This window comes from Geodermatophilus sp. SYSU D01036, assembly GCF_054050435.1.
Genome location: NZ_JBJGZJ010000015.1, coordinates 18,360 through 43,637, shown reverse-complemented (window position 1 = coordinate 43,637; position 25,278 = coordinate 18,360). Strand labels below are relative to the sequence as shown.

The window sequence follows — 25,278 nt, the reverse complement described above, 5'->3', positions numbered from 1 at the left end:
AAGCGGCTCCCGGGTTCATGCCCGCCGACGAGGGCCGCGCCCTCTACGAGGCCGCCCGCACCGTGGCGGTGCCCGGGCCGCTGCTGGAGATCGGCTCGTGGATGGGCAAGTCGGCGCTCTACCTCGCCGCCGCCGCGCGGGAGACCGGCCGGCAGGTGGTCACCGTCGACCACCACCGCGGCTCCGAGGAGCACCAGCCCGGCTGGGAGTACCACGACCCGTCGCTGGTCGACCCCGCCGTCGGGCGGATCGACACCCTGCCGCGGTTCCGCCGGACGATCGCCGACGCCGGCGCCGAGGACGTCGTCGTCGCCGTCGTGGCGCGGTCGGAGGTGCTCGCGCCGCTGTGGACGGCCCCGCTGGCGCTGCTGTTCCTCGACGGCAGCCACACCGAGGAGTCCGCGCGCCGCGACCAGGACGCCTGGGTGGACAAGCTCGCCGTCGGCGGCACGCTGGCCATCCACGACGTCTTCCCCGACCCCGCCGACGGCGGCCAGGCCCCGTTCGGCGTGTACCGGCGGGTGCTCGGGTCCGGCGACTTCGAGGAACTGCCGGGCACCGGCTCGCTGCGGCTGCTGCGCCGTGTCCGCTGACGCGCTGGGGGCCGAGCGGGCGGCCGCCCAGGCGCAGATCGAGGCGCTGACCCGCCAGTTCGACGAGATCGTCGCCGCGTCGCGGGCGTCCAACGCCGACGACGAGCACGACCCGGAGGGTGCGACCATCGCCTTCGAGCGGCAGCAGGTGGCGGCGCTGCTGGAGCAGGCGCGCCGCCGGCTGGCCGACGTCGACGCCGCCGTCACCGCCGTCGAGGCCGGCACCTACGGCCGCTGCGAGACCTGCGGCGGCGCGATCGCGCCCGAGCGGCTGGCCGCCCGGCCGACAGCGCGCACCTGCATCAACTGCGCGCGCTGACCCCCGGCCGCACCGACAGGCGGGGCAGCAGCACCTGGGTGAGCGGGCCGATGGCCAGGGCGTAGGCGACGGTCGCGACGCCGAGGGTGCCGCCGAGCACCCACCCGGTCGCGACGACGGCGACCTCGATCGTGGTCCGCACGAGCCGCACCGACCCGCCGGTGCGCCGCACCAGCCCGGTCATCAGCCCGTCCCGCGGGCCGGGCCCGAGGTGCACCCCGACGTAGGCGGCCGTGGCGACGGCGTTGAGGACGATGCCCGACACCGCGAACGCCGCCTGCGCCGCCAGGTGCGACGGCGCGGGCAGGACGGCGAGCGTGCCGTCGACGGCGACCCCGATGACGACGACGTTGCTCACCGTGCCGATCCCCGGCCGCTCCCGCAGCGGGATCCACACCAGCAGCACCAGCGCGCCCACCACCACGGTCACCAGCCCCAGCGACCAGCCCAGCCGCTGCGCGAGGCCCTGGTGCAGCACGTCCCACGGCGTGACCCCGAGCGAGGACCGCACCAGCAGGGCCATCGACGCCCCGTAGAGCGCGAGGCCGGCGTACAGCTGGACGAGGCGGCGCGGGAGGCGGGCGGACACGGGAACCGGACGGTGCTGCAACACGACCGCCACTCTGCTGCGCGGCCGGCCCACCCCCTACGGGCCAATCGACCGGATTGGCCTGGTCCTCCGGGCGCCCGTCGTCGACCCGGTGTCGTCTCGGCGGCGCGGAGACAGCACCAGGTCGACGAGCGGTGCGACGGTGCCGCCTCAGCTCACGTAGCGGCGGGCGGTGGAGCGGCGCTGGGCGGCGTCGAGCGCGGCGAACCGGGCCTCGGCGTGCGGGGGCAGCACCCGCCGCTCGCGCACCAGCCACGGGATCCCGCGGACGGCGGCCCACAGCCCCTGCGCGGTCACCCGGTCCCGGGGCAGCGTGGCCAGCAGGTGCAGGGTGCGGCGCAGCGCGGGGCGCAGCGGGCGCCGCAGCCACGTCGTCCAGAGGGTGTTGCGGATGCCGTCGCGCCGGCGACGGTGCCCGTCGCGGGCCTTCGACGCCTGGTGGTGCACGGTCAGCTCGGGCAGGTAGCACAGCTCCCAGCCGGCGGTGGCGAGGTCGCCGGCCATGAGCTCCTCCTCCCCGCCCAGCCACAGCCGCTCGCAGAAGCCGCCGACCTCGAGGAACGCCTCCCGGCGCAGGACGCTCGCGCCGGCGAGGAAGGACCCGAGCGCCGGGCCGGGCAGCCAGCCGGCGCCGCGGACGGGGGAGTCGCGCAGCTCCGGCACGATCGGGTCCTCCCGCCCGCCGGGCTCGACCAGGATCCGCGCGGTCACCACGGCCAGCCGCGGGTGCGCGTCGAGGACGTCGGCCGCCCGCCGCAGCGACCCCGGCTCCCACCACGTGTCGTCGTCGCAGAAGGCCACGTAGGGCGTGTCCACCCGGTCGACGCCGACGTTGCGGCCGGTCGCGCCGAGGTTCTCCGGGCTGGCGACCAGATCGACGGCGGGGAAGTGCCGGGCGATCGCCTCCGCGGTCCCGTCCGTGGAGCCGTTGTCGACGGCCACCACGTGCGGCCGCTCGGGCAGCGCCAGCAGCCGGTCCAGCGCCCCGAGCACCTCGTCGCGGCGCTGGTGGGTGATCATGACGACGGCGACCCGCGGGTCCGGGCCGGTGTCCGCGTGCAGGGGCCGGGGCACGGTGGCCGTCACCGGGCGTCCCCGGCCAGCAGCCGCAGGTCGGCCAGGACGTGCGCGGGCAGCCGGCGACGCCGGCGCAGCGCGGCGGGCAAGTCCGGCAGCGCCCGCCGCAGCCCCCGCCGTTCCGGTGCCCCGGTCCGCAGGGCGGTGCCGACGGTGCGGACGACGTCGCGCAGCGGCAGCCGCATCACCGCGGTGAGCGCCTTCGAGCGCCAGATCGCCGCCCGCCGCGCGTCCGGGTCGGACCGGCGGACCGAGGGGTGGTGGTGCACCGTCACCGAGTCCACGTAGGCGATGTCCCAGCCGGCGGCGGCGAGGTCCAGCGACAGCCGCTCCTCCTCGCCGGGGAAGCGCACCACCGGGTCGAAGCCGCCGACGGACAGGAACGCCTCGGTGCGCACCATCGCCGCGCACGCGATGAAGCCGAGCAACCGCGGCCCGGGCAGGTGCGCCGGGGTGCCGAGGGGGCTCGCGGCCAGCTCCGGGCACAGCGGGTCCAGCCGCTCCTCCGGGCCGACGAGGACCCGGGCGTTGAGCACCGCCAGCCGCGGGTGCGCGCGCATGACCTCCGCGGCGCGGGCCAGGTCGCCGGGCGCCCACCACGAGTCGTCGTCGGCGAAGGCCACGAACTCGCTGCCCGCGTGCCCGGCGCCGATCGTGCGGGCGTGCGCGCCGGCGTTCTCCGCCAGCGGCAGCACGGTCACCTGCGGCAGCGCGGCGCGGACGGCGTCGACGGTGCCGTCGGTGGAGCCGTTGTCCACCAGCACGACCGGCGCCTCGTGGCGGGGCAGCGTGGCCAGCAGGTCCGCGCGCCGGTCGCGGCTCATCACGACGACGCTGACGCCGTCGGGAGTGGGGGTGCGGGGGGAACGGGGCCGTGCCGACGTGCGCGTCACGCAGGGGCACTGCCCGGCAGCGGCGCTGCCGAACCGGCGTCCTCGGTGCCCGGCGCGGGCAGCGCCGCGGGGTCGGCGAACAGCCCGCAGGCGGGCGTGGCGCCGGCCAGCGCGTCCGCGGCGAGCACCACCGCCGCCGCGGTCCACGTCGTCCGCTCGACCGGCCAGCGGGCGTCGTCCGGGTAGACGAACCCGGTCCAGTACGAGCCGTCGTCGTGCCGCAGGTGCTGCATCGCCGCCACCTGCTCCAACGCGGCCTCCGGCTGCCCGGCGACGACCAGCGCCAGCGCCAGCTCGCAGGTCTCCGCGCCGGTCACCCACGGGCGGTCGGCCACGCAGCGGGCGCCGAGGCCCGGGACGACGAAGCGGTCCCAGTCGGCGGCCAGCCGGGCACGGGCGGGCCCGCCGGTGACCGCGCCGGCCAGCACCGGGTAGTACCAGTCCATCGAGTACCGGGAGCGGTCGGCGAAAGCGGCGGGGTCGGTGCGCAGCGCCGTGCCGAGGCCGGTGACCGCCAGCTCCCAGTCCGGCTGCGACTGCCCGGCCAGCTCCGCCAGCGCGATGCCGCAGCGCAGCGCCTGGAACAGGCTGGCGTTGCCGGTCAGCAGCGCGACGTCGTCCGGCGTGCCGTCGGGCCGCAGCGCCCAGCCGATCGCGCCCGAGGCCAGCTGCATGTCCACGACGAGGTCCAGGCCGCGGCGCGCCGTCGGCCACAGCTCCCGGACCAGCCGCTCGTCGCCGCTGGCCAGCCACGTGTGCCACGCGCCGACGGCGAGGTAGCCGGCGTGGTTGCTCTCGACGGCGGGCTGGGTCTCGGCGCCGTCGCGGTACTCCGCGGCCCAGGAGCCGTCCGCGCGCTGCCGGGCGGCCAGCCAGCGGTAGGCGGCCGCCGCCCGCGCGTGCTCCCCGCCGACGTCGAGGGCCATCGCCGCCTCGACCGAGTCCCACGGGTCCAGCTGCCCGCCGCGGAACCACGGCAGGGACCCGTCGCGGCCCTGCTCGGCGGCGATGGCGGCCACGGTGCGCCGCACGGCGGCCCCGTCGAGGACGCCGGGCAGCTCGGGCAGCTCAGCGGACGGCAGCGGTCTGCTCCCGCTCCGGGCGGGTCCCCGCTGCCGGCACCCGCGGCTTGTCCGCGTAGACCACGAGGCTCTTGCCGATCAGCGGGTCGAGCACCTTCTCGGCCAGCCGGGTCACCCACGGCCGCTTCGTCAGGTCCCACACCAGCAGCCGGTGGTAGGCCCGGACGACGGCGGCGTCCCGGTCCACCCCGACGGCGCACTTGAGCCACCAGTAGGGCGCGTGCAGCGCGTGCGCGTGGTGGCTGCGCCCGGGCACCAGGCCCGCCACCGACAGCCGGGCGCGCAGCACGTCTCCGCGGTAGATGCGGATGTGGCCGCCCTCGTTGGCGTGGTAGGCGTCCGACAGCGCCCAGCAGACCCGCTCGGGGCCGTACCGCGGCACGGTGACGGCGACCCGCCCGCCCGGCTTGAGCACCCGGGCGATCTCGGCCATCGCGGAGCCGTCGTCGGGGATGTGCTCGAGCACCTCGGAGGCGATCACCCGGTCCACGCTGCCGTCGGGGAACGGCAGGTGCCGCAGGTCGCCGCGGACCACCTCGAAGTGCGCCCCGGCCGGCGCCTCGCCGGCCTCGGCGATCGCGCCCAGCCACCGCTTGGTGGTCTCCACCTCGGGCACGCCCCAGTCGACCGCGACCACGGACGCGCCGCGGCGGTAGGCCTCGAAGGCGTGCCGTCCCTCGCCGCAGCCGAGGTCCAGCACGGTCATCCCGGGGCGCAGGTCCAGCAGGTCGTAGTCGACGGTCAGCACGGACGACCCTCCCGGTCGCGCGTCGGGCCCGGCGTCATCCGCGGCGTCCCTTCCGGTCCAGCACCTCGGCGTACCAGTCCGCGGTCCGCTCCGCGGTCGACCGCCACGTGTAGGAGGCCAGCACCCGGCGGCGCCCGGCGCGGCCCAGCTGCTCCTGCAGCGACGGCTTCTCCAGCACCAGCCTCAGCGCCGCCGTCAGCTCGTCGACGTCCCCGGCCCGCACCCGCAGGCCGGCCTGGGAGCCGACCACCTCCGGCAGCGCGCCGGCGTCGGTGGTGACCAGCGGCGTCCCGCAGGCCATGGCCTCGACCGCGGGCAGCGAGAAGCCCTCGTAGAGGGAGGGGATGGCGGCGACGGTCGCCGTCTGCAGCAGGCGCACCAGGTCGGCCTCGGGCAGCGGCCCGGTGAAGCGGACGGCGTCGCGCAGGCCGAGGCGGTCCAGCGCCGACTCGGCCGGCCCGCCGGGCCGCGCGGTGCCGACGACGGTCAGCCGCACCGGCCGCTCGGTGCGCAGCTTGGCCACCGCCTCGAGCAGGTGCACCAGGCCCTTGAGCGGGACGTCGGCGCTGGTGGTGACGACGATCGAGTCGGCCTCGCGCGGCCGGCCGGCCGGCGGCGGGGTGAACACCTCGGGGTCGATGCCGACCGGGATGACCTCGACGCCCGCAGCGGGCACGCCGAGGTGGGTCTCGATGTCGCGCCGCGAGTTCTCCGAGACGGTGGTGACCGCGTCCAGCCGGGGCGCCACGCGGGCCTGCATGGCGGTGAAGGCGTACCAGCGGCGCAGGGTCAGCCGGCGGCGGAGCGTGGGCGCGGCGGCGAGCTCGAGCTGCCGGTCGATGGCGATCGGGTGGTGCACGGTGGCCACGGTCGGCACGCCGGCGCGGACCAGCCGCAGCAGCCCGTAGCCCAGGCTCTGGTTGTCGTGCACGACGTCGAACTCGTGCGCGCGGGGGAGCAGCAGCCGGGCGGCGCGCAGCGTGAAGGTCAGCGGCTCCGGGAACGCGGCGGTGCACATCGCCGCCCACTCCAGGACGTCGATCCGGTCGCGGAACTCCGAGGGGCGCGGCGTCCGGAACGGGTCGGGCTCGCGGTAGAGGTCGAGGCTCGGCACCCGGGTGAGCGGGACGCCGTCGTCGAGCTCGGGGTAGGGCTGGCCGGAGAGGACCTCGACGTGGTGGCCGAGGACGGTCAGCTCGCGCGAGAGGGCCCGGACGTAGACGCCCTGGCCGCCGCCGTGCGGCTTGCTGCGGTACGACAGCAGTGCGATCCGCAGCCGTCGTCCCATGCGCCGGACCCTACCGACCCCGTCCGGTCCTCTTTCCGGGCCCGCCTGACAGGGTGACCGGCGTGATCCGACACGTCGTGCACTTCACCTGGTCCGACGCCGCCGACGACGCCCGGCGGGCCGAGACGGTGGCCGCGCTGCGCCGGCTGCCCGAGCAGGTGCCCGGGTCGCTGGCGTTCACCGTCGCGCCCGACGCCGGCCTGGTCGAGGGCAACGCGCACACGGTCCTGGTCGCCGACTTCCCCGACGCCGAGGCCTTCCGGCGCTACGCCACCGACCCGGTGCACCTCGCGGTGATCGCCGAGCACGTGCACCCGTACCTGGCCGCCCGCAGCGCCGTCCAGTACGAGCTGTGACCCGGACGGGTGGCTGACCTGCCCCTCCGCCCGGCGCGGGATACCGTCCGGCGGATGACCGGACGCCGCCCCGTCCTCGCCGCCACCGCGGGCCTGCTCGCCGTCCCGCTGCTCGCGGCGTGCGGCGGGGAGGACGTCCGGGGCGCGGCCTCGCCCGCCTCCACCGCCGCGTCGGGCTCGTCCCCGACGTCGCCGTCCTCCGGGACCGACCTCGCGCCCGGCCTGCTCCCGGCCGAGGCGTTCGGCGCCGGCGCGCAGGTCACCCCGCTGACCGAGGCCCAGCTGGAGCAGGGCGCGGCGGCGGCCGGCGGCACTCCCGAGGACCTGCAGGTGACCCCGCCGGAGTGCGAGCCCGCGGTGCAGGGCACCCAGCCGTCCTTCGACGAGTACGACGACGTCGCCGCGCAGGTCGCGGTCGCCGGGACGGTCACGACCGTGCAGGCGCTGGCCTCCGGCGGCCCGGCCGAGGACGCGCTGGCCGGCTTCGGGCAGCAGCTCGACCAGTGCCGGGAGGTGCAGGTGAGCGCGCCGGAGATCGGCACGGTGACCATCGCCTTCGCCGAGCTCGACGTCCCCGACCTCGGCGACGGCTCCGCGGGGGTCACCTACACCACCACGGTGACCGGGCCCGACGGTCAGCAGCTGACCGTGCCGGCGCTGGTCGGCGTCGTGCAGGACGGGGAGCGGGTGGTCGTGCTGCTGACCACCGACACCTCCGGCGGCCGGCCCGACCCCGCGGCGTTCACCGCCCTGCTCGAGCAGGCCTACGAGACGCAGGCCGACGCCCTCGACTGACGGTCCGGGGCCCGGCCGTCCACAGGGCCGGACCCCTCCACAGGAGGGCTCTGACGACGCTCACGGCGGGCGCCCGGCTGCAGCGTTGCCCGGGTGGACCAACCCCCCATCCCCGTCATCCGGCTCGGCGACACCGGCGAGGTCGCCGCCGCCCTGCCCCACCTGCTCGGCTTCCACCCCGCCGAGTCGATCGTGCTGGTCGGCCTGCGCGGGCCGGGCGGCAGCCGCGTCGGCCTCACCGTGCGCGCCGACCTCCCGCCGCCCGCCGCGGCGCACGCACTGGCGGTCACGCTGGCCGGGAAGGTGCTCACCGACGACCCGGTCGCCGTGCTGCTCGCCGTGGTGTCCGAGGTCCCCGACGTCATGGCTCCTGACCTCATGGCCCCCGACGACCGGTCGGTCCCCGTCCAGTCGTCCGGGCCGGGGGAGCCGGCCCCGGAGCTCCCGCACCGCGACCTGGTGCACGAGCTCGTGCTCGCCCTCGACGCCCGGGACGTGCCGGTGCGCGAGGCCCTGCTGGTCCGGTCGGGCCGCTGGTGGGACTACGACTGCCCGTACCCGTGCTGCGAGCCCGGCGCCGGGACGCCGCTGCCCGCCGGGGCCAGCCCGCTGGCCGCGGCGGCGGTGGCCGGCGGAGCGCTCCTGGCCGCCGACCGCGCCGCGCTCGCCGCGCGGATCACCCCGCCCGACGGCGACCCGGGGGCGCCCGCGATGGCGGCGGCCTGCCTGGCGGAGGGGCGCGAGCACGCCGCCCGGCTCCGGGCGCTCGGCCGGGACGCGGTCGCCGCGGACGCCGGCGCGGCGATCGCCGCGGCCCTGGCCGACTGCCGGCCCGGACCGGCCACCGCGGCCACCCGGCTCCCCGACGCCCGGGTGGCCCGGGTGCTGTGGGGGCTCACGATCCCCGACGTCCGCGACCGCGCGCTCGGCCTCGCGCTGGGCGAGGACGCCGCGGCCGCCGAGGTGCTGTGGACCGAGTGCACCCGCCGCGCGCCGGTGCCGCTCGACGGACCGCCGGCCACGCTGCTCGCGGTCAGCGCCTGGCTGCGCGGCGACGGCGCCACGGCCAACGTGGCCCTGGACCGCGCCCTGGCCGCCGACCCCGGCGCCCGGCTGCCCCGGCTGCTCGCCGACGGCCTGGCGCAGTGCCTGCCACCGAGCGAGCTCCGCGTGCTGATCAGCCGCACCCTCGAGGAGGCCGGGTGAGCGGGCTCAGACCAGCTCGGGCCGCTGCCACCCCTGCCCGAGGACGTGCTCGGCGAGGAAGGCGATCACCGTCTCGTACCAGACCGTCGCGTTCCCGGGAGTGAGCACCCAGTGGTTCTCGTCGGGGAAGTACAGGAACCGCGACGGGACGCCGCGCTTCTGCAGGTCGTACCAGAGCCGCAGGCCCTCGCCGATCGGCACGCGGTAGTCCTTGTCGCCGTGGATCACCAGCACCGGCGTGCGGATGGCGTCGGCGAACCGGTGCGGGGAGTTCTGCTCGTAGCGCTTGGGCTCGACCAGCGGCGCGCCCCACTCCCGCTCCCAGTAGTAGGCGGCGTCCGTGGTGCCGACGAACGAGTCGAGGTCCCACAGGCTCGCGTGGGTGACGATCGCCCGGAACCGGTCGGTCTGGGTGGCCACCCAGTTGGCCATGTAGCCGCCGAAGGAGCCGCCCATCGCCGCGGTCCGCTCCGCGTCCACCTCGGGCCGCTCGAGGGCGGCGTCCACGGCGGTCATCAGGTCGGTGTACGGGGCGCCGCCCCACTCGCCCCAGCCGCGGCGGACGAAGTCCTGCCCGAACCCCTGCGACAGCGCCGGGTTGGGCAGCAGGACGGCGTAGCCGCGGGCCGCCAGCACCCACGGGCACCAGCGCCACGACCAGGAGTTCCAGCTCATCAGCGGCCCGCCGTGGATCCACAGCAGCAGCGGCGCCGGGTCCTCCGCGGTGGCGCCCTCGGGCAGCACCAGCCACGACTGCACCTCCGCGCCGTCGGCGGCGGTGGCGCGCACCTCGTGCAGGGTGCCCGGCAGCGGCCCGAGCGCGCCGGGGGCCGGCAGCGGCTCGGGGTGCTGGCCGGGAGCGCGCGGGTCCAGGCGCACCGGCGCCGGCGGCTCGTCGTAGGCCGAGCGCAGCGCGAACAGGGCGCTGCCGTCGCGGGCCACCCGCAGGTCGCTGTAGGCGCCGTCGCCGGTCAGCCGGACCGGGGCGCCGCCGGCGACCTCCACCCGGAACAGGGCGTGCCGGCCGTCGTCGTCGGCGAGGAAGTAGACGGCGTCGCCCTCGGCGCTGAACTGCGGGGCGCTGGGCCAGCGGTCGAAGTCCGGGGTCAGGTCGCGGGCGTCCCCGGAGGCGACGTCGACCAGCAGCAGCGTGTAGTCCGGCGGCTCGGCGTAGGTGGTCATCGACTCGCGCACGCAGACCACCGCGGCGCCGTCGGGGGAGAACGCGGCGGCGTACACGTCGGCCAGCGGGTCGTCGACCAGGACCCGGGCGTCGCCGGTCGCGGTCTCGACGAGGACCAGCCGGTCGCGCCGGCCGGCCGGGCCGTCGGCGACGGAGTCCACGCGCACCAGCAGCCGGCCGTCGGGGGAGAGGGCCACCGCCTCCCCGGAGCCGAGCGGCGGGAGGACGTCGGGGGTCAGGTCGCGCAGCGGCACCGGCCCGGCCGGCTCGCCGGCGGGGTCCTCCGCGGGCAGGGCGCCGGCCCAGAACAGGTGCGGGGCCGCCGGCCCGAGGTCGCTGTCCCAGTACCGGACCGGATAGGCCTCGTGCAGCACCGCCGACACCCCGGCGTCGGCGCGGGCCTTGCGGCGCTGCTCGTCCTCGTCCGCGTCGGCGGCGCCGGGCATGGTCGAGGCCACGACGACGACCTCGCCGCTGTCGGCCGCCACGGCGAACCCGCCCACGCCGCCGGGCCGGGTCACCACCGGCCGGGCCTCCCCGCCGCCGGGCGGCAGCGCCCACAGCGCCGGCTTCGGGTCGCCGCCGTCCTTGCCCGTGGCGGGGTCGGGGCGGGCCGAGAGGAACAGCAGCGTGCCGTCCGGGGCGAACGCCGGCGCCCCCTCCCCGGGCGCGCTGCGGGTCAGCCGGCGCGGCGGGCGGTGCCCCTCGGGGTCGACGTCCCACAGCGCCGAGACCCACTTCTTCCGATCGGCGTCGAGGGTCTGCACCGAGACCGCCAGCCGGCCGTCGCGGGCCAGCGCCAGGCCGGTCACCCGCGGGATCGCGACGAAGTCGGACAGCCGGGCGAACGGGTGCGCCGGATCGGGATCGGGAGCGGTCTCGGGCACGGCGTCGGACGGGCTCACCGGGGCTCCTCGCGGGGACGACGGGACGGTGCCGCCCACCGTAACCAGCAGCGCCCGGTTCCCCGCCGGAGCGGGGGACCGGGCGCTGCGACGCTCCGGGGGAGGGGACGCCTACAGCTGGGCGGCGGCCTCGACCGGAGTCAGGTCCTCGTCCATCGCCGAGACGAACAGGTGCTGGGCCACGCCCTGCGGCAGCGGGTGCCCGTCGAGGCTGATCGTGCCGTTCACCGACTGCGCCACCATCGTGACGCCGGGGCGGATGCCCTGGTCGGCGAGCTGCCGCAGCAGCGCGGCGTCCTCCTGGAGCTGCTCGCTGATCCGCCGGATGGTCACCTGCCGGCCCTCGGCGGTCGCGGTGTTCGACAGCAGCGTCAGGGCGTCGAGGACGGCCGAGGTCTCCCCGCCGAGCGCGTCCAGGCCCGGGATCGGGTTGCCGAAGGGGGAGACCGTCGGGTTGCCGAGCAGGGTCAGCAGGCGGCGCTCCACCGCCTCGCTCATGACGTGCTCCCAGCGGCAGGCCTCCTCGTGGACCTCGGCGTAGTCCAGGCCGATGACGTCGACGAGCAGGCACTCGGCCAGCCGGTGCTTGCGCATGACCGCGGTGGCCAGCGCCCGCCCGGTCTCCGACAGCTGCAGGTGGCGGTCGCCCTCGACGGTCAGCAGGCCGTCGCGCTCCATGCGGGCCACGGTCTGGGACACCGTCGGGCCGCTCTGGTGCAGCCGCTCGGCGATGCGCGCCCGCAGCGGGACGATGCCCTCCTCCTCCAGCTCGAAGATCGTGCGGAGGTACATCTCGGTGGTGTCGATGAGGTCGTTCACTGGCACTCCTCCGTGTCTGACCCGATCGTACGGTGCGCGGGACCCCGCTCCGGGGATCGCGAACGGGGTTCCCGGGCGACCGGCGTCACGGGCGCGGCGCCGTGGAGGGGACGGCCGGAGGGCGCGGCGGTAGCGTCCGGGCCGGGCACCACCCGCGCGGGCACCGGCCCGGACGGCGCGCCCGCGGGGACGGCGACAGGGAGGGCTCGTGAGCGACTCGGTGGCCGTCGTCTGGGACGACGCCCTGCTCGGCTACACGATGGGCGGTGACCACCCGCTGCACCCGGTGCGGCTGGACCTCACCATGCGGCTGGCCGACGGGCTGGGCGTGCTGGCGCCGGGCCGGGTGGAGGTGGTCCGCCCCACCCCGGCCGGCGAGGACCTGCTGACCCTGGTCCACGACCCCGCCTACCTGGAGGCGGTGCGGCGCGCGCCCACCCACCCCGACGAGGCGTTCGGCCTGGGCACCGCCGACAACCCGGTCTTCGAGGGCATGTACGACGCCGCCGCGCTCATCACCGGCGGCAGCGTGCAGGCCGCCGAGCTGGTGCACTCCGGCCGGGCGCAGCACGCGGTCAACATCTCCGGCGGCCTGCACCACGCCATGCGCGACCGCGCCTCGGGCTTCTGCGTGTTCAACGACGCCGCGATCGCCATCGCCTGGCTGCTCGGCCAGGGCTACGAGCGGATCGCCTACGTCGACCTCGACGTGCACCACGGCGACGGCGTGCAGGCCGCCTTCTACGACGACCCGCGGGTGCTCACCGTGAGCGTCCACCAGACCCCGCTGACGCTGTTCCCCGGCACCGGCTTTCCCGAGGAGACCGGCGACCCCGAGAAGGCGCTGGGCACCGCGGTCAACCTCGCCCTGCCCAACGGCACCGACGACTCCGGCTGGCTGCGCGCCTTCACCGCCGTCGTCCCCAGCGTGGTGCGCGCGTTCGCACCCCAGGTCCTGGTCACCCAGTGCGGCTGCGACGCCCACCACGAGGACCCCCTGGCCGACCTCGCGCTCACCGTCGACGGCCAGCGGGCCAGCTACCGGGCGGTGCACGAGCTCGCGCACGAGGTCTGCGACGGCCGCTGGGTCGCCCTCGGCGGCGGCGGGTACGGGCTGGTGCGCTGCGTGCCGCGGGCCTGGACGCACCTGCTCGCCGAGGCGTCGGGGGAGCGGCTGGACCCGGTGACGGCGATCCCGCAGTCCTGGCGCGACGACGTCGTCGCCCGCGGGCTGCGGGCCCGGCCGCCCACGCACATGACCGAGGGCGGCTACACCGGCTTCTCGGCGTGGGACCCGTTCACCGAGTCCCGCGTCGACCGGGCCATCAGCCGCACCCGCAAGGCGTCCTTCCCCTACTTCGGCCTCGACCCGGACGACCCCCGTGACTGAGCAGCAGACCGTCGAGCAGGCCCCCGCCGAGGCCGCGCCGCAGCCGCCCGCGCACTGGGAGGCCGACATCATCGCCGCCGACGGCGGCACGGTGCACCTGCGCCCCATCTGCCCGGAGGACGCCGAGGGCCTGACCGGGCTCATGGACCGCAGCTCCGACCAGACCCGCTACTACCGGTTCTTCGGGCCGATGAGGCGGCTGTCGGACCGGGACCTGCACCGCTTCACCCACGTCGACCACGACGCCCGCGTCGCGTTCGTCCTGCTGCTCGGCGACCAGCTGATCGGCGTCGGCCGCTACGACCGCCTCCCGGGCACCACCGAGGCCGAGGTCGCCTTCCTCATCGAGGACGCCCACCAGGGTCGCGGGCTCGGCTCGGTGCTGCTCGAGCACCTGGCCGCCGCCGCCCGCGAGCGCGGCATCACCACCTTCGTCGCCGAGGTGCTGTCGCAGAACGGCCGGATGGTCCGGGTCTTCCTCGACGCCGGCTACCAGGCCCGCCGCTCCTACGAGGAGGGCGTGGTCCACCTGACCTTCCCGATCGCCCCCACCGAGACCTCGCTGGCGGTCGCCTACGAGCGCGAGCAGCGCAGCGAGTCCCGGTCGATCGCGCGGCTGCTCACCCCGACGTCGGTCGCGGTGGTCGGCGCCAGCAACGACGAGAGCAAGATCGGCAACCTCGTCCTGCGCAACCTGCTCGACTACCGCTTCGACGGGCCGGTCTACCCGGTCAACCCCGGCACCCGGCACGTGCGCGGCGTCCCCGCCTACGCCTCCATCGAGGACGTCCCCGGCGACGTCGACCTCGCCGTCGTCGCCGTCCCCGCCGACGAGGTCGCGGGCGTGGTGGAGGCCTGCCGGCGCAAGCGGGTCCGCGGCCTGGTGGTCATCTCCGGCGGGTTCGGCGAGACCGGGCCCGAGGGCCGGGAGGCCGAGCGGCGGCTGGTCGCCGCGGCCCGGGCCTCGGGCATGCGGGTGGTCGGCCCCAACTGCCTCGGCATCGTCAACACCGACCCGGCGATCCGGCTCGACGCCAGCCTCGCCCCGATGGTCCCCGGCCGCGGGCGGGTGGGCTTCTTCGCGCAGTCCGGCGCGCTCGGCGTGGCCCTGCTCGAGCGGGCCCGCAGCCGCAACATCGGCCTGTCCAGCTTCGTCTCGGCCGGAAACCGCGCCGACGTCAGCGGCAACGACCTGCTGCAGTACTGGGCCACCGACCCCGGCACCGAGGTCGTGCTGCTGCACCTGGAGAGCTTCGGCAACCCCCGCAAGTTCGCCCGCCTGGCACGCAGCGTCGCCCGCACCAAGCCGGTGGTCGCGGTGAAGAGCGGCCGGCACGGCGGGCTCACCCCGGGCCTGGCCGGCACGTCGGTCGCGGTGCCCGAGCAGTCGGTGGCGGCGCTGTTCACCTCGGCCGGCGTCATCCGGGTGGAGACCGTCGCCCAGCTGTTCGAGGTCGGCATGCTGCTGGCCCACCAGCCGCTGCCCGCGGGCGACCGGGTCGCCGTCGTCGGGAACTCCACGGCGCTGGGCGTGCTGGTCGCCGACGCCGTCCTCGACCAGGGCCTGACCCTGGCGCGCGAGGCGCCCGTCGACATCGGCACCGCCGGCACCCCGGAGGCCTTCCGCGCGGCGCTGCAGGAGGCGGTCGACGACGAGGGGGTGGACGCCGTCGTCGCGGTGTTCCTCCCGCCGCTGGTGCGCACCTCACCCGATGCGTACGGCCGGGCGCTGCGCGAGGTGTCGCAGGCCTCGGAGAAGCCGGTGCTCGCGACGTTCCTGTCCGCGGAGGGGATCCCGCCGGAGCTCACCGTGCCCGACGAGGAGGGGATGCCCGCCCGCGGCTCGGTCCCGTCGTACGCGACGCCGGAGCGGGCGGTCATCGCGCTGGCGCGGGTCGCCGAGTACGCCCGCTGGCGCCGCCGGCCGGTGGGCACCGTGCCCGAGCTGCCCGGCGTCGACGCCGCCCGCGCCCGGTCGGTGGTGCTCGGCGCGATGGCGGGGTCGCCCGGCGGCCGGCCGCTCACCGACGACGAGGTCATCGCGCTGCTGGGCGCCTACGGGGTGCCGCTTCTCGGCACGCGGACGGCGACCACCGCGGACGAGGCCGTCGCCGCGGCCGACGCGATCGGCTACCCGGTGGTGCTCAAGTCGACGGCGCCGTGGCTGCGGCACCGCACCGACCTCGGCGGCGTGCGGCTGGACCTGCCCGACGCCGGCGCCGTCCGCGCCGCGTTCGAGGCCATCCCGGCCGGCGACCCGGTGATCGTGCAGGAGATGGCCGCGCCGGGCGTGGCCACCGTCATCGAGGTCGTCGACGACCCGTCGTTCGGCGCCCTGGTCAGCTTCGGCCTCGGGGGAGTGGCCACCGAGCTGCTCGGCGACCGCGCCTACCGCACGCTGCCGCTGACCGACCTCGACGCCGCCGAGCTGGTCCGCGCGCCGCGGGCGTGGCCGCTGCTCGACGGCTGGCGCGGGGCCGAGCCGGTCGACGTCGCGGCGCTGGAGGACCTGCTGCTGCGGGTGGCCCGGCTCGCCGAGGACCTGCCCGAGGTGCTCGGCCTGACGCTGTCGCCGGTGATCGTCGGCCCGGCCAAGCCGTGGCACGGCGGCCGCTCGCTGGTGGTCGCCGGCGGCACCGTGCGGGTCGGCCCGCCGACCGCCCGCGTCGAGCCCGGCCCCCGCCGCATGCGCGACTGAGCGGGCTCAGCGGCGCCAGAACAGGTGGTGCGTGACCCCGCTGGAGCTGGGGACGACGTCGCGGTGGAAGCGGTCGAGCAGCTCGTCGGGCGAGGTCCACAGCCGGGAGCCGCCGCCCAGCTCGACCGGCACGACGGCGACGTGCAGCGTGTCGACGAGGTCGGCGTCGAGGAACTGCCGGATCACGCTCGCGCCGCCCCCGAGCCGGACGTCGGCGCCGCCGGCCGCCGCGCGCGCCTTCTCCAGCACCGTGACCGGGTCGGCGTCGACGAAGTGGAACGTGGTGTCCGCCAGCGTGAACGAGGGCCGCACGTGGTGGGTCATCACGAACACCGGCGTGTGGAACGGCGGCTCGTCGCCCCACCAGCCCTGCCACTCGAGGTCCTCCCAGGGACCGCGGTGGGGCGAGAACTTGTTGCGGCCCATGATCTCGGCGCCGATGCCGTGCGCGAAGTCGCGGGTGAAGTAGTCGTCCAGACCGCGGCTGCCGCCCGGCTCGGTGCGGCCGGGGAAGCTCGCGGTGGCGAGCGCCCAGGCCATCAGCTTCCGGGGGTCGGCGTGCCCGAACGGCCGCTCCAGGCTCTGCCCCTCGCCGGCGCCGTACCCGTCGCTCGAGACGGTGAAGTTCTGCACCCTCAACAGCTGACCCACGGTTCCTCCTCGGTGTCGACGAGGGAGTGACCGCCGGCGGCGCCGGAACTCATCGGCACCGGCGTCGACACGTCCGGCTCAGGGACGGCGGCCGGTGAAGGCGAGCAGCCTGGTCTGGTCGTCGGCGTCGTCGGGGACCGGCACCCGCGGGCCGTAGTGCCCGCTGCCGCGCAGGGCGGCGTCCCACGGCTCGATGCCGGCGAGGAACGCCGCCGCCTCCTCCCGGTCCAGCGTCTCGTCCTGTCCGGTGGCGCGGGCGAGGTCCCAGGCGTGCACGAGCAGGTCCATGAGGCCGGTCATGGCGACGAGGTCCTCGAGCGGCATGTCCCCGGCGCGGGTGCTGGTCGGCCGGCGGGCGAGGTCCGGGTCGGCGAGCAGGGCCCGGATCGCGGCGTCGGTGGACCGCCAGGCGCCTGCGGGGTCGTCGTCGACCGAGGGGTGTGCGGGCACCGGCCGGTCGACGGCGGGGAAGTAGAGCGCCGGCATCCACTCCACCAGGTGCCGGACGACGTCGCGGGCCACCCAGCCCTCGCACGGCGCCGGGTCGTCCCAGCGGCCGGGCGGGACGCCGTCGACCCTGCGGCCGAAGTCGTCCGCGAGCCTCGCCCACCGCTCCACCGTGTCCGCCATGACCGCCTCCTCAACCGATCGGTTGAGCACGAGCCTGGCCCGGGGCCCGGCCCCTGTCAACGCCGAGAGCCGGCCCCCGCGGAGGGGAGCCGGCTCTCGGGTGGCAGTGCTCAGGCCAGGTAGTCGCGCAGGGCGTCGGCGCGTTGCGGGTCGCGCAGCTTGGCCATCGTCTCGCGCTCGATCTGGCGCACCCGCTCGCGGGAGAGACCGAACTGCTTGCCGATCTGCTCGAGCGTGCGGGGCTGGCCGCCGTCGAGGCCGAAGCGCAGCACGACCACGTCGCGCTCGCGCTCCTCCAACGTGGAGAGGACGTTGCGCACGTCGCCCTTCATCATCTGGAAGGCCACCGCGTCCTCGGCCACCGCGGCGTCGGCGTCCTCGATGAAGTCACCGAGGCGGGACTCCTCGTCGGCGCCGACGGTCTGGTCGAGGCTGACCAGGTCGCGGCTGTACTCGAGCAGCTCGGTGACCCGCTCGGGCGTCATGTCGAGCTCGAGGCCGAGCTCCTCGGCGGTGGGCTCGCGCTCGAGCTCCTGGTGCACCCGCCGGCGGGTCCGCACGACCTTGTTGACCTGCTCGGCCAGGTGCACGGGGAGCCGGATGGTGCGGCCGGAGTCGGCCATCGCGCGGGTGATCGCCTGGCGGATCCACCACGTCGCGTAGGTCGAGAACTTGAAGCCCTTTGTGTAGTCGAACTTCTCGACGGCGCGGATCAGGCCGACGTTGCCCTCCTGGATGAGGTCCAGGAACGTCATGCCGTGGCCGGTGTAGCGCTTGGCCACCGAGACGACCAGGCGCAGGTTGGCCTCGAGCAGGTGCCGCTTGGCGGCCTTGCCGTCGACCGCGAGGGCCTTGTAGTCGCGCTGCAGGGCGGGGGTGAGCTGCCGCTCGGTGAGCAGCCGCTCGGCGTAGAGGCCGGCCTCGATGCGCTTGGCCAGCTCCACCTCCTGCTCGGCGGTCAGCAGGGCGGTCTTGCCGATGGTGTTGAGGTACACGCGCACCAGGTCGGTCGACACCAGGCCACTGGTGTCCGGCTCGCGGCGGGGCGAGCGGACCTCGAGGGCGTCGCTGGGGGAAGACTGGAGGAGCGTCACGGGATGTCTTCGTCCTTGCTCGGAGTTCGGATGCACCGCCGGCTGTCCGGTGGCGGTGGCGCACCCGCGTCGGGGGTGGGGCTCCGTTGTCCGGCGGGGCCCCACGGTTCGTTCGTCCGTTGTGGTCCGTTGTGTTTCGCCCCGTACAACGGTCCCGACGGGGCCAGGTGTTCCGCGCGGCCCGGGTTCACAGGCAACGCACAGGCCGTGTGTTCGGTCACCACCCGTACCCGCTCCGTCGCCGGGTCAGACCTCCAGCAGCAAGGTCATCGGCCCCTCGTTGACCGACGCCACCGCCATCCGCGCGCCGAACACGCCGGTCGCGACGCCGGTCCCGCGCCGCCGCAGCTCGGCGACCACCTCGTCCACCAGTGGCTCGGCGACGTCGCCGGGCGCGGCGGCGTCCCAGGACGGGCGGCGGCCCTTCCGCGTGTCCGCGTAGAGGGTGAACTGGCTCACCACCAGCACCGGCAGGCCGAGGTCGCCGGCCGAGCGGGCGCCGTCGGCGGTGGGGAACACCCGCAGCTCGTGGACCTTCCGGGCCAGGGTCCGGGCCCGCTCGGCGTCGTCGTCCCGGCCGACGCCGACCAGCGCGAGCAGGCCCGTCCCGATCTCCCCGACGACGGCCCCGTCGACGGTCACCGAGGCCGAGGACACCCTGCTCACCACCGCGCGCACCGGCCCATCCTGCGCGAGCGGTGCGCGGCGACCGGACCCGCTCCGGTGGAACGGGTCAGCGGTCCTCCCCACGGGAGAACGCCCGTGCACCCGCATCGCCGGGAGCCCGGGGCACGGGGACGAGGACCGCCGGCGCAGCGGGGACCCGGACGAAGCTCTCCTCCGACCACCAGCGGAGGTAGGTGTCCTCCCCGACGGCCTCCCGGAGGACGGTGGTCTGCGACGCGTGCGCCCGGAGGGCCTCCAGCTTGCGACGCGCGGTCCGCCCGTGCGCCCGGACCCGCAGGGCCACCTCCGCGTCGGGCACGGACGGCGGGTGGGCTCCGGGCATCCACACGGCGGAGCGCGCCGTGAGCCGTCCCCAGCGGCGGTGGAAGCTCTCCGTGAGCGTGGCCTGCAGCAGCAGGGCGCGGCACCCGTCCGCCCGCCAGGCCCGCTCGACCCAGCCCGACACGGCCGCGTGGTCGGGGTGCCCGGTCAGGCCGTCGCGGCCGAAGGTGACCACGCTGTCCGGCCGCACGTCCTCGAGCACGGCGCGCACCGCCCGGCCGCCGTCGTCCGGGGGGACGGCGGCGCACCGCCCGTCCCGGAAGCCGAGCCACCGGTGGTCGGTGACGCCGACCGCGGCCAGGCTCGCCACCACCTCCAGCCGCCGCAGGTCGGCGACCGGACCGTCGCCCCCGAGCGCACCGTCGGTGGCGGTGACCACCACGACGGTCTGCCCCGCGTCCCGGGCCTCGGCCATCAGCGCGGCCGACAGGTAGGCCTCGTCGTCCGGATGGGCCCAGACCCCCAGGACCGTCCCCAGCTGGGACACCGTCAGCGTCTGCGGCACGGCCGCCTCCTCGTCCGCGCCGGTCGGGCTCGGTGCCTGCCCGGCCGGCCGGTCCGACCCGGTCCCTGGGTCGGCCAGACAGCATCCCGCGTCCGCCGGCGGACGCACCAGGGTCGTCCGGTCACCACGAACCGGCGTCTCGACGGCCGGCGGCCGCGGTGGGACGCTCGGCCCGCGCGGGGTGGCAGCCGCCCCGCACCACGGCCAGCAACAACGCCGAGGGGCCGCCGTGGACGTCGTCGAGGCCGGCGGGTGGACCATCGCCTACCACCGCGCGGGTGCTGGGGCGCCTCTCCTGCTCCTGCACGGTGGATGGAGCGACGGCCGGCTGTGGCGGCTGCAGCTGCAGGGGCTGTCGGACGGGTTCGACGTGGTCGCCTGGGATGCGCCCGGCTGCGGCGCGTCTCCGGATCCGCCGGCGGGCCTGCCACTGGCCGGGTACGCCGACGCGGTCGCCGCGCTCGTCGAGGGGCTGGGCCTGGGCCGGGTGCACCTGTGCGGGCTGTCCTTCGGTGGCGGCCTGGCCCTCGCGGTGTGGCAGCGCCACCCGGAGGTGGTCCGCTCCCTGGTCCTCGTCTCCGCCTACGCCGGGTGGAGGGGGTCGCTGCCGCCGGAGGAGGTCGAGTCCCGCCTGCGGCGGGTGCGCGCGGAGGTCGACCGCCCACCGGCGGAGTGGGTCGACGGCTACCTGTCCGGCTTCTTCGCCGGTCCCGTGCCGCAGGAGACCCTCGACCTCGTCCGCGGGGTGATGCTGGACGTCCGTCCGGCCGGGACGCGGTCGATGCTGACCGCGTTCGCCGACGCCGACCTGCGGAGTGTGCTGCCGACCGTCGCCGTCCCGACGCTGCTGCTCTGCGGCGCCGAGGACGTGCGGGCGCCGCAGCCGGTGGCGGAGGCGCTGCACGCCGCGATCCCCGGATCCCGGCTGGTCCTCCTCCCCGGCGTCGGCCACGTCGTCAACCTCGAGGCTCCCGCGGCGTTCGACGCCGAGGTGCGCCGCTTCCTCTCCACCGTGCCGTGAGGTCCGGGGGTGGCGTCCGGCCGGCCGGTCCCGAGGACGCCGACGCGGTGGCCGACCTGCTGGTGCGGTTCTTCCGCGAGGAGGGGTTCGCCACGCCGGAGGCCGACGTCCGGGCCCGCGTCCGGCCGTTCCTCGCCGAGCCGGCCAACCACCTGCTGGTCGCCGAGGACGCGACGGGCCTCGTGGCGGTGGCGACGGTGACGACCACCTTCGGCTTCGAGGCCGGCCGGAGCGCCGAGCTCGAGGACCTCTACGTGCTCCCGGAGCGCCGCCGGCGGGGCTGGGCCGCGCGACTCGTCGGCGCCGCCGCCGACTGGTGCCGCGCCCGTGGCTGCGCCGAGCTCGACGTCGTGGTCACCCCCGCCGGACAGCGGGCGCACGGGCTGGCGGAGTGGTACGGGGCCCGTGGGTTCACCCGGACCGGGCGGGAGGTCCTGACCCGGACGCTGTGACACGGCGTCGGCATCCACGACGTGCGGGGACGCCACGTGGCCCGGGTGGTCGGCGGGTGCCGCGGCCGGCGGCCGGCGTGCCAGACTGCGCCGTGGCGCCGAGGACGCGGTACGCCCGGAGTGGGGACCTCGCCATCGCCTACCAGGTGGTCGGGGAGGGGCCCTTCGACCTGGTGGCCGCGCCCGGGTTCATCTCGCACCTCGACTGGAACTGGCAGGAGCCGTCGCTGCGCCGGTTCCTCGAGCGCCTCGCCGGCTTCAGCCGGCTGATCCTGTTCGACAAGCGGGGCACCGGCCTGTCCGACCCCGTGCCGGGCCCGGCCAGCCTCGAGGAGCGGGTCGAGGACCTGACCGCGGTGATGGACGCCGCCGGCTCCGAGCGGGCGGTCCTCTTCGGCGTCTCCGAGGGCGGGGCGATGGCCCTGCTGTTCGCCGCCCAGCACCCCGAGCGCACCCGGGCGCTGGTGCTCTACGGCGCGTACCCGCGGATCACCCGGGGGCCGGACTTCCCCTGCGGGGTGGAGGAGCCGGTGATGACGGCGCTGCTGTCCGGGCTGGTCGACCACTGGGGGGAGGGGGCCGGGCTGGGCGCCTGGGCCCCCGGACGCCGGGGCGACACGGCGCTGCGCGCCTGGTGGGGGACGCTGCAGCGGCTCGGCGCCAGCCCCGGGATGGCCCGCCGGATGTTCGAGCTCTACCCGCACATCGACCTGCGCGACGTGCTCCCCACCATCCGGGTACCGACCCTGGTGCTGCACCGCCGCGGCGACCTCATGATCCCGATCGGCATCGGCCGGTACCTCGCCGAGCACATCCCCGGCGCCCGGATGGTCGAGCTCCAGGGCGACGACCACCTCTTCTTCCTCGGGGACACCGAGACCCCGCTGGCCGAGATCCAGGAGTTCCTCACCGGCACCCGCCCCGCGGGGCAGCCCGCCACGACCGTCCTCGCCACGGTGCTGTTCCTGGACCTGGTCGGCTCGACCGAGCTGGTCGCGCGGGTCGGCGACGCCGCCTGGGCCTCCATCCGCGACCGCTTCCTGACCCTGGCGCGGGAGGAGCTGGCCCGCTACGGCGGGTCGGAGGTCGACGTCGCCGGGGACGGGCTCCTCGCCACCTTCGCCGGCCCGGCGCGGGCCATCCGGTGCGCGGTCGCGGTGCGCGAGGCCGCCGCGACCGTCGGGCTCCGGGTGCGGGCGGGGGTGCACGCCGGTGAGGTGGAGCGGACCGACGGCGGCGGGGTCAGCGGCCTGGCGGTGCACATCGGCGCGCGGGTCCTGGCGGAGGCGGCGCCGGGGGAGGTGCTCGTCTCCGGCACGGTCCGGGACCTCGTCGTCGGCTCGGGGCTCGCCTTCGGCGACCGCGGCGTCCACGACCTGCGCGGCGTGCCCGGGAGCTGGCCGCTGTTCGCCGTCTCCGCCTGAGCGCGCGCCGACTAGGCCCCGCCGGCCCGCCGCTCGGCGAGCAGGCCGCGGCACACGGCCGAGATGTCGACCAGCCCGACCAGGCGGCGGTCCTGCACCACGGGCGCGTAGACGACGCCCGCCGCGAGCATCCGCTCCGCGGCGTCGGCGACCGGGGTGTCCGGCGCGACCAGGACCATCTCCGACAGCGGCAGCTCGGTGAGCCGCACCTGCTCCAGGTCCCGCCCGTCGGCGACCACCTGGGCGACGTCGCTGTCGCAGACCAGGGTGACCGGCTCCTGCGTCGCGCCGTCGGTGACGACGACCAGCGCGTTGTCGTGGTGCTTCTTCATCAGCCAGGCGGCCGCGGCCACGTGGGCGTCGCGCTCGACCGTCGCCACCGGGGGCCGCATCACCTCGCCGACGGTGACGTGACCGGTGGTGGTCGTGGTCATCGGGTCCTCCTCTCGAGCGGCGCCGCCGCGGGAAGGGGAGCCCTCCAGGGGCCCGGCACGAGTCTGCTCCCGAGGACGGGCGCGGCACCAGCAGCACCGGGCCCGGTCGGTCCCTGCCCGACTCCGGAGGCGGGGCCCACCGCTGCCCGCTCCGGTCAGGACGGCTGGAGCCGCGCACCCAGCCGGCGGGCCAGCTCGCGGGCCTCGGCGCGGGCCCGGTCCACCCGGTCGGTCCCGCCCCGGTCGGTCCCGCCCCGGTCCGTCCCGGCCCCCGGGGCGGACCCGGGCGGTGCGTCCGGCCCGGGCAGGGAGGTGGCCAGGCGGACGGCGAACCCCGTGGGGGCGCGGGAGGTCTCGACGGTGTCGCAGGCCTGCCGGGCCATCCACAGGCCCGCTCGCGCCGGTGACGTGCCGGCGTCGGGGGGCAGGAAGCCGGCCAGCGGGTCGTCGAAGCCGTCCCCGCTGTCGGTGACGGTGCACTCCAGCCGGGTCGGCGTCGTCCACACCCGGACGGCGACCGGCGGCGTGCCGTGCCGGAAGGCGTTGCCCAGCACCTCCGTGACCGCGGCGGCGAACCGGCCGTACGACTGCGCCTGCCCGTCCGCCCCGTCCAGCGCGGCCCGCACGTGCGCGCGCAGTTCCGGCAGCCGGCTCGGGTCGGTCAGGCCGGTCAGGACGAGGGTGGGCGGGCGGTCCGGGGCCGCGGGTGCCGGGCCCGCGGCGTACCGGCGCAGCACGGTCGCGGGCTCGACCTGGCGGTTCCCGGGCACGAGCCCGCCGGGGGTCAGCCGCAGGGGATGGGTCTCCTCCACCCCGTCCCGCACGACGTCGGAGACTACGCGCCGGTCGTAGACGCACAGGGCCGTCAGCGGCAGCGGGGCCAGCGCCAGGGTGAGGGCCGCCTCGTAGCGGTGCCACTCCGCCCACCGCTGGGGGTCGGGGGGAACGGCGGCGACCAGCCGGACCCGCGGGGCGCCGGCGGCGGTGCAGCGGCGCACGAGCCGGCGCCAGGCGGCCAGCGCGCGGGCACAGCCGGTCCAGACGTCCCGGGGCGGCAGCCGGAGGACGCGGTCCTCGCCGTCGGCGGCCCGGGCCAGGAGCGCGTCGCGCTCCTCTCCGCAGGCGAGCACCACCGCCTCGCCGGCGGCCAGCCCGGCGGCGAGGAACGGCACCGCCGCCCCGCGCAGCTCGTCCACGGAGTCGTACAGCAGCGCGGCGTGCAGCAGGTCCGCTCCGGTGCCGGAGGTCATGGCCGCCCCGTCAGCACGTGCACGCCCGGCAGCTCGTCGACCTCCATGAGCCGCAGGATGAGCTCGACCGGCGGCTGGGGGGCGACGAGCAGGACGTGGCCGCCGGCCAGCCGGAACGCGAGCGTCGCGTCCTCCAGCCGCCAGCAGGAACCGGCGTCGAGGTGGGCGACGTCGGCCAGGTCCAGCCACAGCACCCGCGACGCGGCCCGGCTCGCCGCGGCCAGCACGGCCTCGAAGACGTCGGTGTTCGTGCCGTCCACCTCACCGTGCAGGGCCAGCCCGTCCAGGTCCCGGGTCGTGGCGAAGGTGGCCTCCTGCATCCCGGACCGGTGGACGGCGAGCACCTCCTCCAGCCGCGAGCCGGCCGTACCCGCGTGCGGGTACTGGCACAGCGTGTGCACCGGCCGGGTGCAGACCAGCTCGTCCATCCGCTGCTCGACGAGCCGGTGGGCGGCCGGGGGGAGGGCGGTCAGCCAGGCACGCTCCTCGGCCGCCATCCACACGCCGGCGAAGCCCTCGGCCAGCGCGCGGTCCACCGCGGCGGCGTGGCCCTCGGCGGCGTAGAAGTCCACGGCGGGCAGCACGACGAGCCGCCCCTCCCGCACGGCCGCGCCCGCGTCGACGCCCCGTGCGACCAGCGCGGCGACCAGCGAGTCCTCCGGGCGCGGCGGCGGTCCGGTGCAGACGACCTTGTCGCCCAGCTCCAGGCCGCGGCGGATCCAGGCGGTCAGACCGGTCAGCTGCTCGTCCTCGGTCCGGTGCAGCTGCAGGACGTGCTCGCCGCACCCGGTGCCGGGGGTCTCCCCGACGACGCCCACGGATGAACGCTACGCGCGGCAGGCGCGGC

The 25,278-nt window shown here is 76.7% G+C and carries 26 protein-coding genes; 10 read left to right on the top strand and 16 right to left on the bottom strand.

Going from position 1 to position 25,278, the window contains the following annotated elements; translation table 11 throughout:
• Window positions 1-17: 17 nt before the first annotated feature.
• On the top strand, window positions 18-593 hold the full coding sequence (locus ACI8AR_RS15540; protein WP_457051825.1) for a class I SAM-dependent methyltransferase: 576 nt from the start codon (window positions 18-20) through the stop codon (window positions 591-593).
• Window positions 583-912 carry a TraR/DksA family transcriptional regulator gene (locus tag ACI8AR_RS15535; protein WP_457051824.1) on the top strand — a complete coding sequence of 110 codons (330 nt, stop codon included), beginning with the start codon at window positions 583-585 and terminating at the stop codon, window positions 910-912. The genes ACI8AR_RS15540 and ACI8AR_RS15535 overlap by 11 nt, the downstream gene beginning before the upstream one ends.
• Here ACI8AR_RS15535 and yczE read toward each other — a convergent pair.
• From yczE to ACI8AR_RS15505, 6 genes are all read right to left on the bottom strand, one after another.
• Window positions 896-1,501: a membrane protein YczE gene (gene yczE, locus ACI8AR_RS15530; protein WP_457051823.1), complete on the bottom strand. Its 606-nt coding sequence runs from the start codon at window positions 1,499-1,501 to the stop codon at window positions 896-898. The genes ACI8AR_RS15535 and yczE overlap by 17 nt on opposite strands.
• 171 nt (window positions 1,502-1,672) lie before the next feature.
• Window positions 1,673-2,608, bottom strand: coding sequence for a glycosyltransferase family 2 protein (locus ACI8AR_RS15525; RefSeq protein ID WP_457051822.1), 936 nt, complete (start codon window positions 2,606-2,608; stop codon window positions 1,673-1,675).
• Window positions 2,605-3,423 carry a glycosyltransferase gene (locus tag ACI8AR_RS15520; RefSeq protein WP_456936986.1) on the bottom strand — a complete coding sequence of 273 codons (819 nt, stop codon included), beginning with the start codon at window positions 3,421-3,423 and terminating at the stop codon, window positions 2,605-2,607. The genes ACI8AR_RS15525 and ACI8AR_RS15520 overlap by 4 nt, the downstream gene beginning before the upstream one ends.
• 65 nt (window positions 3,424-3,488) lie before the next feature.
• Window positions 3,489-4,523, bottom strand: a complete 1,035-nt coding sequence (locus ACI8AR_RS15515; RefSeq protein WP_457051821.1) for a prenyltransferase — start codon at window positions 4,521-4,523, stop codon at window positions 3,489-3,491.
• A gap of 37 nt (window positions 4,524-4,560) precedes the next feature.
• A complete protein-coding gene (locus ACI8AR_RS15510) occupies window positions 4,561-5,322 on the bottom strand; it encodes a class I SAM-dependent methyltransferase (RefSeq protein ID WP_457051820.1) in 762 nt (253 codons plus the stop codon).
• Window positions 5,323-5,356: 34 nt separating this feature from the next.
• Window positions 5,357-6,610, bottom strand: a complete 1,254-nt coding sequence (locus tag ACI8AR_RS15505) for a glycosyltransferase family 4 protein (RefSeq protein WP_457051819.1) — start codon at window positions 6,608-6,610, stop codon at window positions 5,357-5,359.
• 62 nt (window positions 6,611-6,672) lie between these two features.
• Between ACI8AR_RS15505 and ACI8AR_RS15500 the strand changes: the two genes are divergently transcribed.
• The 3 genes from ACI8AR_RS15500 (at window position 6,673) to ACI8AR_RS15490 (ending at window position 8,967) form a co-directional block, all read left to right on the top strand.
• Window positions 6,673-6,966 carry a Dabb family protein gene (locus ACI8AR_RS15500; protein ID WP_457051818.1) on the top strand — a complete coding sequence of 98 codons (294 nt, stop codon included), beginning with the start codon at window positions 6,673-6,675 and terminating at the stop codon, window positions 6,964-6,966.
• Window positions 6,967-7,020: 54 nt separating this feature from the next.
• The gene (locus tag ACI8AR_RS15495; protein ID WP_457051817.1) at window positions 7,021-7,761 is read left to right on the top strand and encodes a hypothetical protein; all 741 of its coding nucleotides are present in this window, start codon (window positions 7,021-7,023) and stop codon (window positions 7,759-7,761) included.
• 93 nt (window positions 7,762-7,854) lie between these two features.
• Entirely contained in the window at window positions 7,855-8,967 is a 1,113-nt protein-coding gene (locus ACI8AR_RS15490; RefSeq protein ID WP_457051816.1) for a DUF4192 domain-containing protein, read from the top strand.
• Between the two features lie 6 nt (window positions 8,968-8,973).
• Here the strand turns inward: ACI8AR_RS15490 and ACI8AR_RS15485 are convergent, their stop codons facing one another.
• Both ACI8AR_RS15485 and ACI8AR_RS15480 read right to left on the bottom strand, forming a co-directional pair.
• Complete coding sequence (locus tag ACI8AR_RS15485) at window positions 8,974-11,055, bottom strand: S9 family peptidase (RefSeq protein ID WP_457051815.1); 2,082 nt, start codon at window positions 11,053-11,055, stop codon at window positions 8,974-8,976.
• A gap of 111 nt (window positions 11,056-11,166) precedes the next feature.
• Entirely contained in the window at window positions 11,167-11,874 is a 708-nt protein-coding gene (locus tag ACI8AR_RS15480) for a metal-dependent transcriptional regulator (RefSeq protein WP_456936994.1), read from the bottom strand.
• 208 nt (window positions 11,875-12,082) lie between these two features.
• Here ACI8AR_RS15480 and ACI8AR_RS15475 point away from each other — a divergent pair, with 208 nt between their 5' ends.
• Both ACI8AR_RS15475 and ACI8AR_RS15470 read left to right on the top strand, forming a co-directional pair.
• A complete protein-coding gene (locus ACI8AR_RS15475; RefSeq protein WP_457051814.1) occupies window positions 12,083-13,264 on the top strand; it encodes an acetoin utilization protein AcuC in 1,182 nt (393 codons plus the stop codon).
• Window positions 13,257-15,962, top strand: coding sequence for a bifunctional acetate--CoA ligase family protein/GNAT family N-acetyltransferase (locus tag ACI8AR_RS15470; RefSeq protein WP_457051813.1), 2,706 nt, complete (start codon window positions 13,257-13,259; stop codon window positions 15,960-15,962). The genes ACI8AR_RS15475 and ACI8AR_RS15470 overlap by 8 nt, the downstream gene beginning before the upstream one ends.
• A gap of 6 nt (window positions 15,963-15,968) precedes the next feature.
• On the opposite strand, the gene ACI8AR_RS15465 is transcribed toward ACI8AR_RS15470, so the two are convergent.
• From ACI8AR_RS15465 to ACI8AR_RS15445, 5 genes are all read right to left on the bottom strand, one after another.
• Entirely contained in the window at window positions 15,969-16,613 is a 645-nt protein-coding gene (locus tag ACI8AR_RS15465) for a dihydrofolate reductase family protein (protein ID WP_457051812.1), read from the bottom strand.
• 78 nt (window positions 16,614-16,691) lie between these two features.
• Window positions 16,692-17,243 carry a TIGR03086 family metal-binding protein gene (locus tag ACI8AR_RS15460; protein ID WP_457051811.1) on the bottom strand — a complete coding sequence of 184 codons (552 nt, stop codon included), beginning with the start codon at window positions 17,241-17,243 and terminating at the stop codon, window positions 16,692-16,694.
• Window positions 17,244-17,353: 110 nt separating this feature from the next.
• Window positions 17,354-18,337: an RNA polymerase sigma factor SigB gene (gene sigB, locus ACI8AR_RS15455; RefSeq protein ID WP_456928687.1), complete on the bottom strand. Its 984-nt coding sequence runs from the start codon at window positions 18,335-18,337 to the stop codon at window positions 17,354-17,356.
• Between the two features lie 246 nt (window positions 18,338-18,583).
• Window positions 18,584-19,015 (bottom strand): D-aminoacyl-tRNA deacylase, encoded by a 432-nt coding sequence (dtd, locus tag ACI8AR_RS15450; RefSeq protein ID WP_457051810.1) that lies wholly within the window; start codon window positions 19,013-19,015, stop codon window positions 18,584-18,586.
• Window positions 19,016-19,070: 55 nt separating this feature from the next.
• Entirely contained in the window at window positions 19,071-19,850 is a 780-nt protein-coding gene (locus ACI8AR_RS15445; protein ID WP_457051809.1) for a PIG-L deacetylase family protein, read from the bottom strand.
• Window positions 19,851-20,079: 229 nt separating this feature from the next.
• Here ACI8AR_RS15445 and ACI8AR_RS15440 point away from each other — a divergent pair, with 229 nt between their 5' ends.
• From ACI8AR_RS15440 to ACI8AR_RS15430, 3 genes are all read left to right on the top strand, one after another.
• Complete coding sequence (locus ACI8AR_RS15440) at window positions 20,080-20,871, top strand: alpha/beta fold hydrolase (protein ID WP_457051808.1); 792 nt, start codon at window positions 20,080-20,082, stop codon at window positions 20,869-20,871.
• On the top strand, window positions 20,868-21,323 hold the full coding sequence (locus ACI8AR_RS15435) for an N-acetyltransferase family protein (protein WP_457051807.1): 456 nt from the start codon (window positions 20,868-20,870) through the stop codon (window positions 21,321-21,323). The genes ACI8AR_RS15440 and ACI8AR_RS15435 overlap by 4 nt, the downstream gene beginning before the upstream one ends.
• Window positions 21,324-21,415: 92 nt before the next feature.
• Window positions 21,416-22,747, top strand: coding sequence for an adenylate/guanylate cyclase domain-containing protein (locus ACI8AR_RS15430; RefSeq protein ID WP_457051806.1), 1,332 nt, complete (start codon window positions 21,416-21,418; stop codon window positions 22,745-22,747).
• An 11-nt stretch (window positions 22,748-22,758) separates the two neighbouring features.
• Here the strand turns inward: ACI8AR_RS15430 and ACI8AR_RS15425 are convergent, their stop codons facing one another.
• The 3 genes from ACI8AR_RS15425 to ACI8AR_RS15415 form a co-directional block, all read right to left on the bottom strand.
• Entirely contained in the window at window positions 22,759-23,181 is a 423-nt protein-coding gene (locus tag ACI8AR_RS15425) for a CBS domain-containing protein (RefSeq protein ID WP_457051805.1), read from the bottom strand.
• A gap of 155 nt (window positions 23,182-23,336) precedes the next feature.
• Window positions 23,337-24,431 (bottom strand): anti-sigma factor RsbA family regulatory protein, encoded by a 1,095-nt coding sequence (locus ACI8AR_RS15420; protein WP_457051804.1) that lies wholly within the window; start codon window positions 24,429-24,431, stop codon window positions 23,337-23,339.
• On the bottom strand, window positions 24,428-25,249 hold the full coding sequence (locus tag ACI8AR_RS15415) for an MEDS domain-containing protein (protein ID WP_457051803.1): 822 nt from the start codon (window positions 25,247-25,249) through the stop codon (window positions 24,428-24,430). The genes ACI8AR_RS15420 and ACI8AR_RS15415 overlap by 4 nt, the downstream gene beginning before the upstream one ends.
• Between the last annotated feature and the right edge of the window lie 29 nt (window positions 25,250-25,278).

What these genes read in the sequence shown, in the direction of transcription:
- ACI8AR_RS15420 (WP_457051804.1), bottom strand. Translation starts at nt 24,431, where the DNA reads ATGACCTCCGGCACCGGAGCGGACCTGCTGCACGCCGCGCTGCTGTAC.
- ACI8AR_RS15460 (WP_457051811.1), bottom strand. Translation starts at nt 17,243, where the DNA reads ATGGCGGACACGGTGGAGCGGTGGGCGAGGCTCGCGGACGACTTCGGC.
- ACI8AR_RS15540 (WP_457051825.1), top strand. Translation starts at nt 18, where the DNA reads ATGCCCGCCGACGAGGGCCGCGCCCTCTACGAGGCCGCCCGCACCGTG.
- ACI8AR_RS15495 (WP_457051817.1), top strand. Translation starts at nt 7,021, where the DNA reads ATGACCGGACGCCGCCCCGTCCTCGCCGCCACCGCGGGCCTGCTCGCC.
- ACI8AR_RS15425 (WP_457051805.1), bottom strand. Translation starts at nt 23,181, where the DNA reads ATGACCACGACCACCACCGGTCACGTCACCGTCGGCGAGGTGATGCGG.
- ACI8AR_RS15505 (WP_457051819.1), bottom strand. Translation starts at nt 6,610, where the DNA reads ATGGGACGACGGCTGCGGATCGCACTGCTGTCGTACCGCAGCAAGCCG.
- ACI8AR_RS15520 (WP_456936986.1), bottom strand. Translation starts at nt 3,423, where the DNA reads ATGAGCCGCGACCGGCGCGCGGACCTGCTGGCCACGCTGCCCCGCCAC.